The sequence below is a fragment of the Teichococcus oryzae genome (genome assembly GCF_008386565.1).
Classification (GTDB): Bacteria; Pseudomonadota; Alphaproteobacteria; order Acetobacterales; family Acetobacteraceae; genus Pseudoroseomonas; species Pseudoroseomonas oryzae.
Map to the genome: position 1 here is coordinate 860,770 of NZ_VUKA01000001.1, position 14,682 is coordinate 875,451.

The window sequence follows — 14,682 nt, forward strand, 5'->3', positions numbered from 1 at the left end:
GCATGACCGACCCTATCCGCCGCCTCGCCGAGGAGCAGCGCCTGTGCGGCGCCACCGTGGCCAATGGCTTCGTGTTCCTGGCCGGCCAGGTGGCCGACGATGCCAGCCTCGACGCCGAAGGGCAGACCGCCGACATCCTGGCGCAGATCGACGCGCTTCTGGCTGAGGCGGGCACCGACAAGCGGGCGCTGCTGCAGGTTCAGATCGTGCTGACGGACATCCAGGATGCCCCGGCCATGAACCGCGCCTGGGACCGCTGGCTGGACCCGGCGCACAAGCCCGCCCGCATGACCATCCAGGGCCAGCTGGTGGACCCGCAATGGAAGGTCGAGATCACCGGCATCGCCCTGGCGCCGCGCTGAAGGCGACCTCGCGGAGCGGACGGGTGCTTCATTCCGCCTATTGTGTCGGCGGCCCGGTTTCCCGCCCCCACCGCCCCTGACATGCCGGTCCGGCAGCCCGGCGTTCCCGCCGGGCTGCCGGACACAAGCTTGGTCTCGGCATTTTATTAAGAAATCGAAATCTCTCGGACATGTGATTGCGCTTCATTTCGGCCGCGTGAACATGCATGCTCCGCCTTCCGCGGAAGCGCCTTGGAAGAGCCTCTCGCCCGCCATGAGTTCGCCGCAGAAACAAAGCAACTTTCGCCGGAACATCGGTTGAGCGGCTGAGGCAGCATGAAGAATCTTGCGGCGTGTCCGGCGGCGGGCGCCCCCACCCGGAAGGGGCGCGGCTCATGAAGCCCCATGGCGGCTGGGCCGGGCGGCGCGTGCTGGTCACCGGCGGCGCGGGCTTCCTGGGCAGCGGGCTTTGTCACGCGCTGGGCGCGGCAGGAGCCGAGGTCATCGCGCTTGACGCAATGCTGCCGGAAGGCGGCGCCAACCCGGCCAATCTGGAAGGCAGCGGCGCCCGCCTCGTTGTGGCCGATCTGCGCGACGCCGACCTCGCGCCCCATGCGGAAGGCCTGGATGCCGTGTTCAACATGGCCGGCCAGACCAGCCATGCGGGCAGCATGGCCGATCCCTTCACCGACCTCGCCGTGAACGCCACGGCGCAATTGCGGCTGATGGCGGCGCTGCGGACCGGCTCCCCCCATGCCGTGGTGGTGCATGCCTCGACCCGGCAGTTCTACGGGCGCCCGCACTACCTGCCGGTGGATGAGAAACACCCGATCAACCCGCCCGATGCCAATGGCGTCTCGAAGCTGGCCGGCGAGCAATACTGGCTGATGGAAGGCCGGGTGCATGACCGCCCGGTGGTTTCCTTGCGGCTGACCAATTGCTACGGCCCGCGCCTGCGGGTGAAGGATGCCCGGCAGACCTTTCTGGGCATCTGGTTCCGCCGCCTGCTGGAAGGCCAGCCCTTTGAGGTCTGGGGCGGCGCGCAGCTGCGCGACCTGGCTTATCTGGACGATGTGGTGGCGGCTTTCCTGGCCGCGGCGGAAACCCCCGCCTGCGCCGGGCAGGCCTTCAACCTGGGCGGCGCGCCGCCTGTTTCCTTGCTGGAGCTGGCGGAGGCGGCGCTCGCCGCGCATGGCGGGCGCGGCGAGTTCACCACCCGCGAATTTCCTGCCGAGCGGGCCTCGATCGACATCGGCAGCTTCCATGCCGATGACGCGGCCTTCCGCGCCGCCACGGGCTGGGCGCCGCGCGTGCCGCTGGAGGAGGGGCTGCGCCGCAGCCTCGACTGGTTCCGCCCACGCCTTCACCAATACCTCTGACCCCCGCAGGAGTTCGGGCCGATGGACGTGCCCTCGATCACTGTTCCCCAGGCCGACCTGGGCGCCGCCTACCGGGCGCAGCAGCCGGCCATCGACGCGGCGGTGGGCCGTGTTCTGGCCTCGGGCTGGTACATCCTGGGCGGCGAATGCGCCGCCTTCGAGCGCGAATACGCCGCCTGGAACCGGCAGAAGCGCGCGGTCGGCTGCGCCAACGGCACCGATGCGCTGATGCTGATCCTGCGCGGGCTCGGTATCGGGCCGGGCATGACGGTCGCCACCGTGTCGCACACCGCCGTCGCGACCGTCGCCGCGATCGAGATGGTGGGCGCGACGCCGCTGCTGCTCGACATCGATCCCGACACCTACACCATGGACCCGGACGAGTTGCTGGCTGTTCTGGACGACCCGCCGCCAGGCCTGCCGCCGATCCGCGCCGTGATCCCCGTGCATCTTTACGGCCATCCCTGCGACCTGCTTCCGATGCTGGCCGCCTGCCGCGCGGCCGGCGTCGCGGTGATCGAGGATTGCGCCCAGGCCCATGGCGCCCGGCTGGACGGGACCATGGTCGGCTGCTTCGGCGATGCCGCAGCCTACAGCCTGTATCCCACCAAGAACCTTGGCGCGCTGGGCGATGCCGGCGTGCTGACCACGGATGACGAGGCACTGGCTGACCGCATCGCGGCCATCCGCCAATATGGCTGGAAGCGCCGCTACCTTTCCGACTCGGTCGGGGTGAACAGCCGGCTCGACGAGATGCAGGCGGCCATCCTGCGCGCGCGCCTGCCCTTGCTGGATGCCGGCAATGCCCGCCGCCGGGAGATCGCCGCCGCCTATGACGCCGCCCTGGCCGGTGGCCCGATCGCGGCCCCTGTGCGCCGGCCGAATGTCGAGCATGTGTATCACCAATACGTCGTGCGCAGCGCGGCGCGGGAGGAACTGGCGGTGCGGCTGCGCGCCCAGGGCATCGCCACCGCCATCCACTACCCGGCGGCGGTGCATCAGCAGGAGGCTTATCTCGGCCGGGTGCCGCTCGGCCCCGCCGCCTGCGCCGAAACCGAGCTGGCGACGCGGGAGGTGCTGAGCCTGCCGATCTTTCCCGAGCTGACGGATGCCCAGGTCGAGGCGGTCTGCGCCGCGCTGCGGGCAGAAGCGCGCTAGCGGTCGTGGATCGGAGGGCGGGGGAGGGCTATATGGCGCCACATTACCCCTCGCTCTTCCAGGTGGATAGCAACCCCCCGATGCTGCGACTGACCGAATTGAAGCTGCCCCTCGATCATGAGGAGGCGGCGCTGCGCGCGGCCGTGCTGGCGCGGCTGGGCATCCCCGATGACGCCCTGCTGGAAATGCGGGTGTTCCGCCGCGGCTATGACGCGCGCCGGAAATCCGCGATCCGGCTGATCTACACGCTGGATCTCGTCCTGCGGGATGAGGCGGCGGTGCTGGCCCGCTTCGCCGCCGACCCGCATGTCGGCCCGTCACCCGACACACGCTACCGCTTCGTGGGCCGCGCGCCGGAACGGCTGGCGCGCCGCCCGCTGGTGATCGGCGCCGGCCCTTGCGGCCTGATGGCGGCGCTGGTGCTGGCCCAGATGGGCTTCCGTCCGGTGATCTTGGAACGCGGCAAGGTGGTGCGGGAGCGGACCAAGGACACCTGGGGCCTGTGGCGCCGCTCCGAGCTGAACCCGGAATCCAACGTGCAGTTCGGCGAGGGCGGCGCCGGCACCTTTTCCGACGGCAAGCTCTACAGCCAGATCAAGGACCCGCAGCACCATGGCCGCAAGGTGCTGGAGGAGTTCGTGAAGGCGGGCGCGCCGGAGGAGATCCTCACCGTCTCCAAGCCGCATATCGGCACCTTCCGCCTGGTCACCATGGTGGAAAGCATGCGGGCCACCATCGAATCGCTGGGCGGTGAATACCGCTTCAACAGCAAGGTCGCGGACCTGCTGATCGACAGGGCCGCCGATGGCGCCCGGCAGATCAGGGGCGTGGTGCTGGAGGATGGCGCCATCCTCGAATCCGACCATGTAGTGCTGGCGGTGGGCCACAGCGCCCGCGACACCTTCGCCATGCTGGAGAAGCGGGGCGTTTACCTGGAAGCCAAGCCGTTCTCCGTGGGCGTGCGGATCGAGCATCCGCAGGGCATGATCGACCGCTGCCGCTTCGGCGACTTCGCCGGCAACAAGACGCTGGGCGCCGCCGACTACAAGCTGGTGCATCACGCCGGCAACGGCCGGGCGGTGTACAGCTTCTGCATGTGCCCTGGCGGCACGGTGGTCGCCGCCGCTTCCGAGCCGGGCCGCGTGGTAACCAATGGCATGAGCCAGTATTCGCGCGCCGAGCGGAACGCCAATGCCGCGCTGGTTGTCAGTGTCGGGCCGGAGGATTACCCCGGCGGCCCGCTCGCCGGCATCGACTTCCAGCGCCGGCTGGAGGAAGCGGCGTTCGAGGCCGGTGGTCGCGATTACCGCGCCCCGGCCCAAACGGTGGGCGATTTCCTGGCCGGCCGACCTTCGGCGGCGCTGGGCGAGGTCATCCCCTCCTACAAGCCGGGCGTGACACCTACCGACCTGGCGGCGCTGCTGCCGGACTTCGCCGTGGCGGCCCTGCGGGAGGCGATCCCGGCCTTCGACCGGCAGTTGAAGGGCTATGCCCGTCCGGATGCGGTGATGACGGGGCTGGAAACACGCACCTCCTCTCCCGTGCGGGTGCGGCGGGGCGCCGATGGCCACAGCCTGAACACGCATGGCCTGTTTCCCGCCGGGGAGGGCGCCGGCTATGCGGGCGGCATCCTGTCCGCGGGAGTGGATGGCATCCGCACCGCTGAGGCGGTGGCGCGCAGCATGCTCGGGCTGGCGGTGGATCAGGCCGCATGATGCAATTCGACGCAAAATGCGCCTTTTTGAAACGATCCTTCTCGCTTTTCGCGCGGGGATCGAGCAGTCTTGTTGAGCCGTGAGGATGGTCTGCCCGGTTGATGTCCGGCCTGGGCGGAAGGGGGGATGATCGCGTGACCTACAGCGTTCCCGGGGGGCCTCATGGCCTTGTTCCCGGCAGGCGCCGGCTGCGTGCCGGCTGGCAGGCCAGCCTTGTGTGCCTGGGCATTGTCGCGCTGACGGCGGGCGTGGTGATGTTCACCCTGCTCCGCGCGCCCATGAAGGACGACCTTGCCTGGCTCATCTGGGTAGCCCGGCAATGGCTGCGCGGGGAGGAACTTTATGTCGACATCGTGGAAGTCAACCCACCGCTGATCGTGTGGATCAGCGCGATTCCCGTGTTGCTGGCCGATGCGCTGGGCGTCACCGCCAAGCAGGTCGCCATTCCCCTGTTCGGCGGCGCCGCGATGCTGTCCGCCTGGGTGAGCGCCCGGCTGCTGCAGGGCGTCAGCCCGGTTTTCAGGAACCCGGTTCCGGTCTTCACCTGCATCGCCTGCGTGTTGCTGTTGATGCCGGGCGTCGAGTTCGGCCAGCGCGAGCACCTTCTGGTGATGGGCATGCTGCCGCATCTGGCCATCCTAGTCCGCGGCCTGGAGGGGCTGCCCCTGCGGCCGGGCGCGGCGGTGGGCGGTGGGCTGCTGGCCGGCCTCGCCTGCGGGTTGAAGCCGCGTTACTTGTTGTGCATCCTGGCGGTGGAGGCGGCGGGCTGGCTGCATCGCGGCCTGCGCGTGCGGATGGCATTGCTGGCCGCGCTGCTGGCGGCGGGGCTGTACGCGTTCAGCATCCTGTTCTGGTTTCCCGCCTTTATCGAGCGCGCTGTGCCCCTGGCGCTGACGCTGTATGGCGGCACGGACAGCGCGCCGCTGGAACTGGTCGCCGAAAGCTGGATGCTGCTGCTGGGCCTGGGCGTTTGTGTTCTGCTCACCTGGCGCACGCCGCGCGGCACCCCGGCCTCGGGCCTGATGCTGGTGCTGACGGCCTTCGCGGCGGCGGCCACGGTGGCGATGTTCCTGGACGGCAAGAACTGGTTCTACCACCGCATCCCCGCCATGACCGGGGTGGTGTTCGCGCTGCTGTTCTGGTGCGCCGACGCGGTGCTCTACCGCGCCCGGGCCATGCGGTTCCGCCCTGTCCTGCTCGCTCTCGCGGCGCTGCCGCTTCTGCTGTTCGCGCAGGATACGTCAGCCCGCTTCTATGGCCGGCTGGTGCTGGCGGTGGAGCCTGACCAGACGGTGGAGGTGCGGCTGGAGCGGCTGATCCGGCGCGAAAAGGTGCGCTCCTATGTGGCATTCTCGGAATGGATCGGGCTGGGCTTTCCGGTGGTGAACAACACCGGCGTCACCTGGGCTTCCCGCTTTGACAGCATGTGGGCGTTGCGCGGCGAGTTGTGGAAGGCGCGGCGGGACGGCGTGGCGCCCGAGGAATGGCCGATCCGCCACTGGGTCGTGCAGGACTTCATGGAAGGCTGCCCGGACCTCGTCGTGGTGGACCGGCGCGGCGACGCCATGAACTACCCGGCGATCCTGGCCCAGGCCAATCCTGGCTTTGCCGCAGTCTGGGCGCGCTACCGGCAGATCGCGGTTGTGGACGGGTTGCAGGTTTATCGCCGTCAGGGCGAAGGGTGCGGAACGCCAGCAGGCATGGGCTGAGGCTGCCATGCCAAGCTGGGGCTTGAACCGGCGCTGCCAGGAGGCCATCCTCGCGGTATAGTGAAGAACAGTTCATTTTCCGCTCCAGGGGCAGTACCACACCGCCAGATGTCCACTTCCCCCCGCCTTCAGCAGGCCTGGCCAATGCCCGGCAGCCGCATGGCCGAAGCGGTGCGCTGCCATGACTGGGCCGCAACGCCGCTCGGCCCCATCCAGGACTGGCCGCCCGCCCTTCGGATCGTGGTGGACATGATGCTGGCCTCGACCTTCCCCAAATGCCTGTGCTGGGGGCCGGACCTGATCGCCATCCACAATGATGCGTTCCTGCCGATCCTTGGCGACAAGCCCGCGCTGGGCCGGTCGTTTCGCGACGTGTGGCCGGAAGCCTGGCCCTCCCTGGGGCCGATCTGCGACGACGCGCTGGCTGGCAAGGCCACCTTTGTCGAGGATTTCCGCCTGGAGATCGACCGCCACGGCTATCTGGAGGAAGTCTTTCTAACCTTCTGCTACAGCCCGGTGCGGGATGAAACCGGCGCGGTCGCCGGCTTCATGGACACGGTGATGGAAACCACCGGCAAGATGGTGGCCGAGCGCAACCTGGAGCGCGAGCGGCAACGCCTGGATGCCCTGAATGCCACGTTGGAGCAGCGCGTGGCGGAGCGGACCGCCGACCGGGACCGCATGTGGCGCCTGTCCGGCGACATGATGCTGCTGGCCGATTTCAACGGCCGCATCCATGCGGTCAATCCGGCCTGGACCATGGTGCTGGGCTGGACGGAAGCCGAGCTGATCGGCAGCAACATATTCGACCTGCTGCATCCGGAGGACATGCCGCGCACGAGGGAGGCCATCGGCGTGCTGGCAGCGGGGCGGCAGGTGCGCTCCTTCGACAACCGCTACCGCCACCGGGATGGCGGTTATCGCTGGATCACCTGGACCGCCTCTCCCGGCGAAGGGCTCATCCACGCCGCGGGGCGGGACGTCACCGTGGAAAAGGACCAGGCGGCGGCGCTGCTGGAGGCGGAAGCCCAGCTGCGCCAGTCGCAGAAGATGGAGGCGGTCGGCCAGCTCACCGGCGGGCTGGCGCATGACTTCAACAACCTGCTGACCGGCATCACCGGCAGCCTGGACCTGATCGCGATGCGGCTGGCCCAGGGCCAGTCGGACGGCCTGGAACGCTACATCGATTCCGCCCAGCGCGCCGCGGAGCGGGCCGCGGCGCTCACCCACCGGCTGCTGGCCTTCAGCCGGCGGCAGCCGCTGGACCCGCGGCCGGTGCAGCCCGACATGCTGGTGGGCGGGATGCTGGACCTGATCGGCCGCACCGTCGGGCCGGCCATCCAGGTGGAAACCGCGCTGGAGAACGGCACCTGGCCGATCCTGTGCGATGCCAACCAGCTTGAGAACGCGCTGCTCAACCTTTGCATCAATGCCCGCGATGCCATGCCCCAGGGCGGCACCCTGGTGCTGAGCACGCGCAACCATGTGCGGCAATCGGCGCCCGGCGCGGAGCCGAAGGGGGATTACGTGGCCATCGCCGTGCGGGACACCGGCACCGGCATGACGCCGGAAGTCGCGGCGCGCGCCTTCGACCCGTTCTTCACCACCAAGCCGCTTGGCACCGGCACGGGGCTTGGTTTGTCGATGATCTATGGCTTCGCCCACCAGTCGGGCGGGGAGGCGGTGATCGAGACCGCCCCGGGCGAGGGCACCGAGGTCCGGCTGCTGTTGCCGCGGCACAACGGCACCGTTCTTCCCGCGCGGTCGCTGGGCGAAACCGCCCTGCCGGCGGAAGGGGCGGGCGAGACCATCCTGCTGGTGGAGGACGAGGCGGCGATCCGCATGCTGGTCGCCGACCAGCTGGAAGATCTCGGCTACAGCGTCCTGCAAGCCGCGGACGGGCCTTCGGGCCTGGAGATCCTCCGCTCCGGCGTGGCGGTGGACCTGGTGATCTCCGATATCGGCCTGCCGGGCGGCATGACCGGCCGGCAAATGGCCGAGGCCGGACTGCAAAGCCGGCCAAACCTCGCCGTCCTGTTCATCACCGGCTACGCGGCATCGGCGGCGCTGGGGGAAACCCAGCTGCCGCCCAACATGTCGGTGCTGACCAAGCCCTTCCCCCTGACCGAGCTGGCGCGGCGGGTGCGCGCGCTGCTGCGGGGACGGGGCGCCTGACCGAAAGGCGCGCGGTCAGGCGGGCTCGAAATCCATGGCCACGCCGTTGATGCAGTAGCGCAGGCCGGAGGGTGGCGGCCCGTCCGGGAAGACATGCCCCAGATGGCTGCCGCAATTGGCGCAATGCACCTCGGTCCGCACCATGCCATAGGAGCGGTCGGTGCTGGTTTCCACCGCGCCCTCCAGGGGTTCGCCAAAGCTCGGCCAGCCGGTGCCGCTTTCGAACTTGCCGCCGGAAGCGAACAGCGCCTGCCCGCAGCCGGCGCAGGCGAAGCGGCCCTGGCGCTTTTCATGCAACAGTGCGCAGCTGCCGGGGCGCTCCGTGCCATGGCGGCGCATCACCTGGTATTGTTCCGGCGTCAGGCGCTGGCGCCACTCGGCGTCGCTCAGGGTGAAGGGATAGGTTTTTTCGGCGAGAGCCATGCCGTTGCCTCCGTCTCGGGTCCGGTTCCCCATATGGGGCGGCGCGGCGGCGGCGCCACGCCCCCCCACCGGATCAGATCCCGGCTGCGTCCAGCTTCAGGATAGCGCGGGCAAGGGCCTGTGCGCGGGGCACCAGCGTCGCCACCTCCAGATATTCCTCGGGGCTGTGGGCGCGGCCGCCGACCGGGCCGACAGCGCACAGGGTGGGGGCACCCTGCGCGGCGGTGAAGCCGCTATCGGCGCAGCCGCCGGCGAACTCCGCCTGGGTGTCGAGGCCGCTTTCGGCCGCCGCCTGCCGGTACAGCGCGAAAACCGCCTCGGTGCCGGCGTTCTTCGCCAGCGGCAGGAACTCGCCGCGGATGGTCAGGCTCGCGCGCGTGCCGGGCACGAAGCTTTGCGCGACGATGCCCTCGATGCGGCCCATCACCTCGTCACGGTCCTCGGGATGGATGTAGCGCAGGTCGATCTGGCCCTGCGCCCAGGGCGCCACGGTGTTGACGCTCTGCCCGCCCGAGACAAGCCCGACATTCAGCGTGATGCCGCGCGGGATGTCGGTCAGGGCGTGGATCGCCTGCACCTTGCGCGCCAGTTCCTCGATGGCGCTGATGCCGGCCTCGAAATTGCCGCCCGAATGGGCGGCCTTGCCCTCGATGTCCATCACCATGAACACGCCGCCCTTGCGGCCGGTGACGACACCGCCGGAAGGGCGGCCCGGTTCGGAATTGAACACCACGCGGGCGGCGCGGGCTTCCTTCTCGATCACCGGCCGGCCCTCGGGGGAGCCGATCTCCTCGTCCCCCGTGAACAGCCCGACCAGGGGTCCCGGGGCGCCGCCGAACTGCGCGAAGGCGGCCAGCACGAACATGTTCTGCACCAGCCCGGCCTTCATGTCGCAGACGCCGGGGCCGGTGGCGATGCCATCCTTCACCGTGAAGGGGCGGCGCTCCGGCTCCCCCTTGGGGAACACGGTGTCGCGGTGGCCCATCAGCACGATGTTCTGGCGGGCATTGCCGGAAGCGAGGCCATCGCCGCCCGCCACGGTGGCGCGCAGGCAGTCGCCATGCTTCGCGCCGGGAATTGTTTCCACAGGGATGCCGTGGCGGGCGCAGAATGCCTTCACGCGCTCGCCCACCGCGTCCACGCCCGCCTTGTCGTAGGAGCCGCCATCGGTGTTCACCATGGCTTCCAGCTCGGCCAGCATGGCGTCCTGCTGGGTGGCGAGCCACTCGGTGATGCGGGATTCGGTACCGGCCATGGGCGGAGTCTCCTGTGATCGCAAGGCGGACAGGGTGACGGATCGGCGGCCCGGCGTGAAGCCGCCGGGCGATGCCAGGCAAGCATGGACAGCGCCATGGAAACTGGCTACCGCCAGCAGGATGATGGAGCAGTGGTCTTGAGTTCAGGTAACCCACCCCCCCCGGCGCCGGCAGGCGTCTCCGCACAGGCCGCGCAGCCGGGCCGCACCGGGTGGCCGGTGGGCAGCACCGTGCTGGTGGTGGAGGATGATCCGCTCATCAGCATGAACCTGGTGCAGATGCTGGAGATGCTGGACTTCGCCGCTCCTTCGGTGCCGCGCGGCGAGGCGGCGCTGGACTGGATCAACAAGAACGGGCCGCCGGCCCTGTTGCTGACCGATCTCCGCCTGCCGGGCATGAATGGCGTGGCGCTGTCCGTGGCGGTGCGGCAGGCGCATCCCACGGTGCCCATCCTCCTGACCACCGGCCAGTCGGCGGATACGCTCGACCTGCCTCCCGAACTGCGGCAGGGCCTGGGCTTCCTGCCCAAGCCCTATGCCATGCGCCACCTGGAAGACGCCCTGCGCAAGATGCGGGGCTGAAGCCCGCCGCGCCCGGCATGGCGCCGGGCGCGGGGCATCAATGGTGGTGGCCGCAGCTTTGCTGTTCCGGCTGCGCCACGGGAACCGCCACGGCCTGCTCGATAACCCGTGCGGCGCGGAAGCACAGGTCGTCGCGCAGCTGCGCGGCGGCGATCTGGACGCCCCGCGGCATGCCATGCTCATCCAGCCCGAAGGGCACGGAGATGGCGGGCTGCCGGGTCAGGTTGAAGGCAAAGGTCCAGGGCGCCCAGTCGCGCCACAGCGCCTCGGTCGGCTTCAGCGTCGGCGCATCGGCGGCGAAGGCCGCGGTCGGCGTGGTCGGGCACAGCACCAGGTCGTATTTCAGGTGGAACCGGGCCATAGCATGCGCCGCCTCGGTGCGCAGCGCCTCGGCGCCCAGGAAATCCACCGCCGACATGCCGCCCTCGCGCTCCGCCACCTCCTCCAGGCCACGGTCCAGCAGGGCGCGCTTCTCCGGCGCGGTGGTCTTCACCAGCCGCGCCAGCGCCACGCCCCAGACGCGGCCGAACACCTGGCGCGTATCCGGCAGGTCGGGCTCGGCATCCTCGACAATGGCGCCATGCTCCGAAAGGATGCGGGCGGCGGCGAGCATGGCGGCCTCGCCCTCGGCATCGATCGGCGGCGCATAGCCGAGGCGGCGCACCACCGCGACGCGCAGCCCGGCCACGCCGGCCTCGATGCCGCTCCGCCAATCGCGCGGCTCGTCATGCAGGCAGAAGGGATCGCGGATGTCGGGCTGCGCCATGGCCGACATCATCAGCGCGGCATCCCGCACCGAGCGCGTCATCGGCCCGGCGCAGGACACCTGCCCGAAGGCGCTGTGCGGCCATTGCGGGATGCGCCCATAGCTCGGCTTCATGCCCACCAGCCCGCAATAGGCGGCCGGGATGCGGATCGAGCCGCCGGCATCCGTGCCGACATGCAGCGGCCCGAACCCCGCCGCGCCTGCCGCGCCGGCGCCGGAGGAGGAGCCGCCCACAGTGCGCTCCGGGTTCCAGGCATTGCGGCTGATGCCGTGCAGGGGGCAGTCGCCGGGGGTTTTCCAGCCGAACTCAGTGGTGGTGGTCTTTCCGAAGATCACCGCGCCGGCCGCCTTCAGGCCGAGCACGGCCGGCGCGTCCTCGGTGGCGGGGGCGCTGCTGGTGGTCTTGCTGCCGCGCCGCGTCGGCATGCCCTGGACGTTCAGCAGGTCCTTCACCGTGACCGGCACGCCGTCCAGCGGCCCGATGGGCCGGCCGGCCGCCCAGCGGGCCTCGGATTCGCCGGCCTGCACCAGCGCCTTCGGGTTCAGCATGGCGAAGGCGTTGACCCAGGGATTGTAGCGCGCCACCCGCTCCAGCACCGCCTGCAGCGCTTCCACCGGCGACAGGCGCCGGCTGGCATAAAGGGACAAAAGCTGCTCGGCGGACATCAGCGCCGGATCGGTGTCGGACATGAGGCTACTCCGCGGGTCTTCGAAGAACCGGCAATAGCGCCCGCCCGAACCGGGGGGAAAGGGCGCGCGTGGCGATTCCCTTATGTCCCCTCCAGGGGGCGGCGGCCCATGGGCCGCCGTGGGCGGATCGTGGCAAGGCGGGTGCGGCTCCGCCACGCCAGGGGGAGGGGGGTTCCCGCGCGGCGCCAGCCGGCGCAGGATCGGTGTTTTGCGACTTCCAAGGAGATTTGCCCGCCATGGCCGACCAAAGCGCATCCAGGCCCTGGGAATGGCCGGAGGAGCAGTGGCGCCGCATTGTCGGCCGCGCCTATGGCGGCCGCAGCCTGTCCCCGAAGGCCTGGCCGAATGGCGCGCGCTGCTGCGTCGCCCTGTCCTTCGACGCCGACCACGAGACCATTCCGCTGCGCGACGCCGATGAAAGTCCGATGCGCATCAGCCAGGGCCAGTATGGCAGCCGCCGCGGCGTGCCGCGCATCCGCGCCCTGCTGCGGCGGCACGGCATCAAGGCCAGCTTCTTCTATCCCGCCGTTTCCGCCCTCCTGCATCCGGAGGAGGTGCGGGAGGTGGCCGGGGAGGGGCATGAAATCGGCATCCATTCCTGGATCCACGAGGTCAATACGAGCCTGCCGCCGGGGGTGGAGCGCGAGCTGACCCTGCGCGCCGCCGACACGCTGGAGCGCGTCGCGGGCCGGCGCCCGGTGGGGATCCGCACGGCAAGCTGGGATTTCTCCCCAGACACGCTGGGCATCATCCGGGAGATGGGGCTGCTCTACGACAGCTCCCTGATGGCGGATGACGAGCCCTACGAGCTGCTGGCCGATGGCGAGCCCACCGGCATCGTCGAGCTGCCGCCGGAATGGATCCGCGACGACGCGCCCTATCTCAACATGCAGCGATTTTCCGGCATCCGGCCCTACACCCCGCCTTCCGCTGTGGAGGAGATCTTCCGCGCCGAGTTCGACGGCGCCTATGCCGAGGGAGGCACCTTCCTGCTGACCATGCATCCGCACATCATCGGCCATCGCAGTCGCATCGCGCTGCTGGAAAGGCTGATCGAGCACATCAGGGGCCATGACGGCATCTGGTTCGCCACCCATGCCGAGCTGGCGCAGCACTGCAAGGATCAGGCGGCATGATCCCGCGCCAGCCCTTCCGGCTGTTCCCCAATCCCCGCCATGGCACGCCCGGAGTGGTGGTGCTGCCGGAGAGCGGGTTCCGGCGCGCCGCCGCCGAGATCTCGTCCTGGCCCGGCTACGCGCCGACGCCGCTCCACGTCCTGCCGGGGCAGGCGGCGGAAGCCGGCATCGCCGCGCTGCACTACAAGGACGAGGGCGGGCGCTTCGGTCTTGGCAGCTTCAAGGCCCTTGGCGGCGCCTATGCGGTGGGCCGGCTGCTGGCGGCGGAGCTGGCGCGGCGCGGCGTGGCCAACGCCGTGCCGCTGGCCGATCTGGAAGCCGGGCGGCATGCCGAAGCCGCGCGCTCCGTCACCGTGACCTGCGCGACCGATGGCAATCACGGCCGCTCCGTCGCCTGGGGTGCCCGCCGCTTCGGCGCGCGATGCGTCATCTTCGTGCATGAGAATGTCAGCCAGGGGCGGCGCGATGCCATCGCCGCCTATGGCGCCGAGATCCGTGTGGTGCCTGGCCACTACGATGACGCGGTGCGCGAGGCCGCCGCCGTGGCGGAGCGCGAAGGCTGGTTCGTCATCTCCGACACGTCCTGGCCCGGCTACACCGAGGTGCCGCGCGACGTGATGCAGGGCTACCGCCTGATGGCGGAGGAGGCGCTGGAGGCGCTGCCGGCCCCGCCCACCCATGTGTTCGTGCAGGGGGGCGTGGGCGGTGTGGCGGCGGCGGTGTCGGTGCAGCTTCGCACCCGCCATGCCGCCCGCCCCGATGCCCCTGCGCCGCGTCTGGTGGTGGTGGAGCCCGACAAGGCGGCATGCCTGCTGGCCAGCGCCGAGGCCGGCGCGCCCAGCACGGTTCCCGGCGAGCTGGACACGCTGATGGCGGGCCTCGCCTGCGGCGAGCCGAGCCTGCTGGCATGGCAGGAGCTGGAGCGGGCCGCCTTCGCCTTCATGGCGATCCCCGATCAGGCCGCTGTGGACGCCATGCGCCTGCTGGCGCCGAAAGGCATCGTGGCCGGCGAAAGCGCCACGGCTGGACTGGCCGGGCTGCTGCTGGCGGCCCAGGACCCGGACGCGCGCCACGCGCTCCGGCTGGAGGCCACGAGCCGCGTCCTGGTGTTCGGCACGGAAGGCGCCACCGATCCCACCCTGTATGACCAGCTGGTGCCGGCGGAACTGCGGGGTGCGGCGCGGCCCTGAGCGTCCGCCGCAAAGCATGGAATGGGCCGTGCCGGAGGCCCGCATGTCTCCGGCGGGCCCGACCGTGACCGGCGCCGCCCGCGCGCCGTCATGGCGCGCGGGCTTGCCGCTCCGCCGGGGCCGGCCCTTAAACACGGCGCGATGACAAACACGGCGCGATGAC

Annotated in this window: 12 protein-coding genes; 9 read left to right on the plus strand and 3 right to left on the minus strand. The window is 70.3% G+C overall.

Annotated features, from left to right (window positions below; all coding sequences use genetic code 11):
- The first annotated feature begins 2 nt into the window (after positions 1-2).
- The 6 genes from F0Q34_RS03985 (at position 3) to F0Q34_RS04010 (ending at position 8,477) form a co-directional block, all read left to right on the plus strand.
- Positions 3-362: a RidA family protein gene (locus F0Q34_RS03985; RefSeq protein ID WP_149810805.1), complete on the plus strand. Its 360-nt coding sequence runs from the start codon at positions 3-5 to the stop codon at positions 360-362.
- 374 nt (positions 363-736) lie between these two features.
- Positions 737-1,720 (plus strand): NAD-dependent epimerase/dehydratase family protein, encoded by a 984-nt coding sequence (locus tag F0Q34_RS03990; protein ID WP_149810806.1) that lies wholly within the window; start codon positions 737-739, stop codon positions 1,718-1,720.
- A 21-nt stretch (positions 1,721-1,741) separates the two neighbouring features.
- The gene (locus tag F0Q34_RS03995; protein WP_149810807.1) at positions 1,742-2,878 is read left to right on the plus strand and encodes a DegT/DnrJ/EryC1/StrS family aminotransferase; all 1,137 of its coding nucleotides are present in this window, start codon (positions 1,742-1,744) and stop codon (positions 2,876-2,878) included.
- Positions 2,879-2,958: 80 nt separating this feature from the next.
- Complete coding sequence (locus F0Q34_RS04000; RefSeq protein WP_149810808.1) at positions 2,959-4,593, plus strand: NAD(P)/FAD-dependent oxidoreductase; 1,635 nt, start codon at positions 2,959-2,961, stop codon at positions 4,591-4,593.
- Between the two features lie 134 nt (positions 4,594-4,727).
- Positions 4,728-6,302 (plus strand): hypothetical protein, encoded by a 1,575-nt coding sequence (locus F0Q34_RS04005; RefSeq protein WP_149810809.1) that lies wholly within the window; start codon positions 4,728-4,730, stop codon positions 6,300-6,302.
- Between the two features lie 144 nt (positions 6,303-6,446).
- Complete coding sequence (locus tag F0Q34_RS04010; protein WP_206667944.1) at positions 6,447-8,477, plus strand: hybrid sensor histidine kinase/response regulator; 2,031 nt, start codon at positions 6,447-6,449, stop codon at positions 8,475-8,477.
- A gap of 15 nt (positions 8,478-8,492) precedes the next feature.
- On the opposite strand, the gene msrB is transcribed toward F0Q34_RS04010, so the two are convergent.
- Together msrB and F0Q34_RS04020 are read right to left on the minus strand one after the other, a co-directional pair.
- Positions 8,493-8,900 carry a peptide-methionine (R)-S-oxide reductase MsrB gene (gene msrB / locus F0Q34_RS04015; protein WP_149810811.1) on the minus strand — a complete coding sequence of 136 codons (408 nt, stop codon included), beginning with the start codon at positions 8,898-8,900 and terminating at the stop codon, positions 8,493-8,495.
- Between the two features lie 73 nt (positions 8,901-8,973).
- On the minus strand, positions 8,974-10,155 hold the full coding sequence (locus tag F0Q34_RS04020) for a M20 family metallopeptidase (protein WP_149810812.1): 1,182 nt from the start codon (positions 10,153-10,155) through the stop codon (positions 8,974-8,976).
- 138 nt (positions 10,156-10,293) lie between these two features.
- Here F0Q34_RS04020 and F0Q34_RS04025 point away from each other — a divergent pair, with 138 nt between their 5' ends.
- A complete protein-coding gene (locus F0Q34_RS04025; protein WP_161600774.1) occupies positions 10,294-10,737 on the plus strand; it encodes a response regulator in 444 nt (147 codons plus the stop codon).
- A 37-nt stretch (positions 10,738-10,774) separates the two neighbouring features.
- On the opposite strand, the gene F0Q34_RS04030 is transcribed toward F0Q34_RS04025, so the two are convergent.
- On the minus strand, positions 10,775-12,193 hold the full coding sequence (locus F0Q34_RS04030) for an amidase (protein WP_149810814.1): 1,419 nt from the start codon (positions 12,191-12,193) through the stop codon (positions 10,775-10,777).
- 236 nt (positions 12,194-12,429) lie between these two features.
- Here F0Q34_RS04030 and F0Q34_RS04035 point away from each other — a divergent pair, with 236 nt between their 5' ends.
- Positions 12,430-13,329 (plus strand): polysaccharide deacetylase family protein, encoded by a 900-nt coding sequence (locus F0Q34_RS04035; protein WP_149810815.1) that lies wholly within the window; start codon positions 12,430-12,432, stop codon positions 13,327-13,329.
- Positions 13,326-14,519: a diaminopropionate ammonia-lyase gene (locus tag F0Q34_RS04040; RefSeq protein ID WP_149810816.1), complete on the plus strand. Its 1,194-nt coding sequence runs from the start codon at positions 13,326-13,328 to the stop codon at positions 14,517-14,519. Before F0Q34_RS04035 ends, F0Q34_RS04040 begins: the two co-directional genes overlap by 4 nt.
- Positions 14,520-14,682: the final 163 nt, after the last annotated feature.

What these genes read in the sequence shown, in the direction of transcription:
- F0Q34_RS03985 (WP_149810805.1), top strand. Translation starts at nt 3, where the DNA reads ATGACCGACCCTATCCGCCGCCTCGCCGAGGAGCAGCGCCTGTGCGGC.
- F0Q34_RS03990 (WP_149810806.1), top strand. Translation starts at nt 737, where the DNA reads ATGAAGCCCCATGGCGGCTGGGCCGGGCGGCGCGTGCTGGTCACCGGC.
- F0Q34_RS03995 (WP_149810807.1), top strand. Translation starts at nt 1,742, where the DNA reads ATGGACGTGCCCTCGATCACTGTTCCCCAGGCCGACCTGGGCGCCGCC.
- F0Q34_RS04000 (WP_149810808.1), top strand. Translation starts at nt 2,959, where the DNA reads ATGCTGCGACTGACCGAATTGAAGCTGCCCCTCGATCATGAGGAGGCG.
- F0Q34_RS04010 (WP_206667944.1), top strand. Translation starts at nt 6,447, where the DNA reads ATGCCCGGCAGCCGCATGGCCGAAGCGGTGCGCTGCCATGACTGGGCC.
- msrB (WP_149810811.1), bottom strand. Translation starts at nt 8,900, where the DNA reads ATGGCTCTCGCCGAAAAAACCTATCCCTTCACCCTGAGCGACGCCGAG.
- F0Q34_RS04020 (WP_149810812.1), bottom strand. Translation starts at nt 10,155, where the DNA reads ATGGCCGGTACCGAATCCCGCATCACCGAGTGGCTCGCCACCCAGCAG.
- F0Q34_RS04030 (WP_149810814.1), bottom strand. Translation starts at nt 12,193, where the DNA reads ATGTCCGACACCGATCCGGCGCTGATGTCCGCCGAGCAGCTTTTGTCC.
- F0Q34_RS04035 (WP_149810815.1), top strand. Translation starts at nt 12,430, where the DNA reads ATGGCCGACCAAAGCGCATCCAGGCCCTGGGAATGGCCGGAGGAGCAG.
- F0Q34_RS04040 (WP_149810816.1), top strand. Translation starts at nt 13,326, where the DNA reads ATGATCCCGCGCCAGCCCTTCCGGCTGTTCCCCAATCCCCGCCATGGC.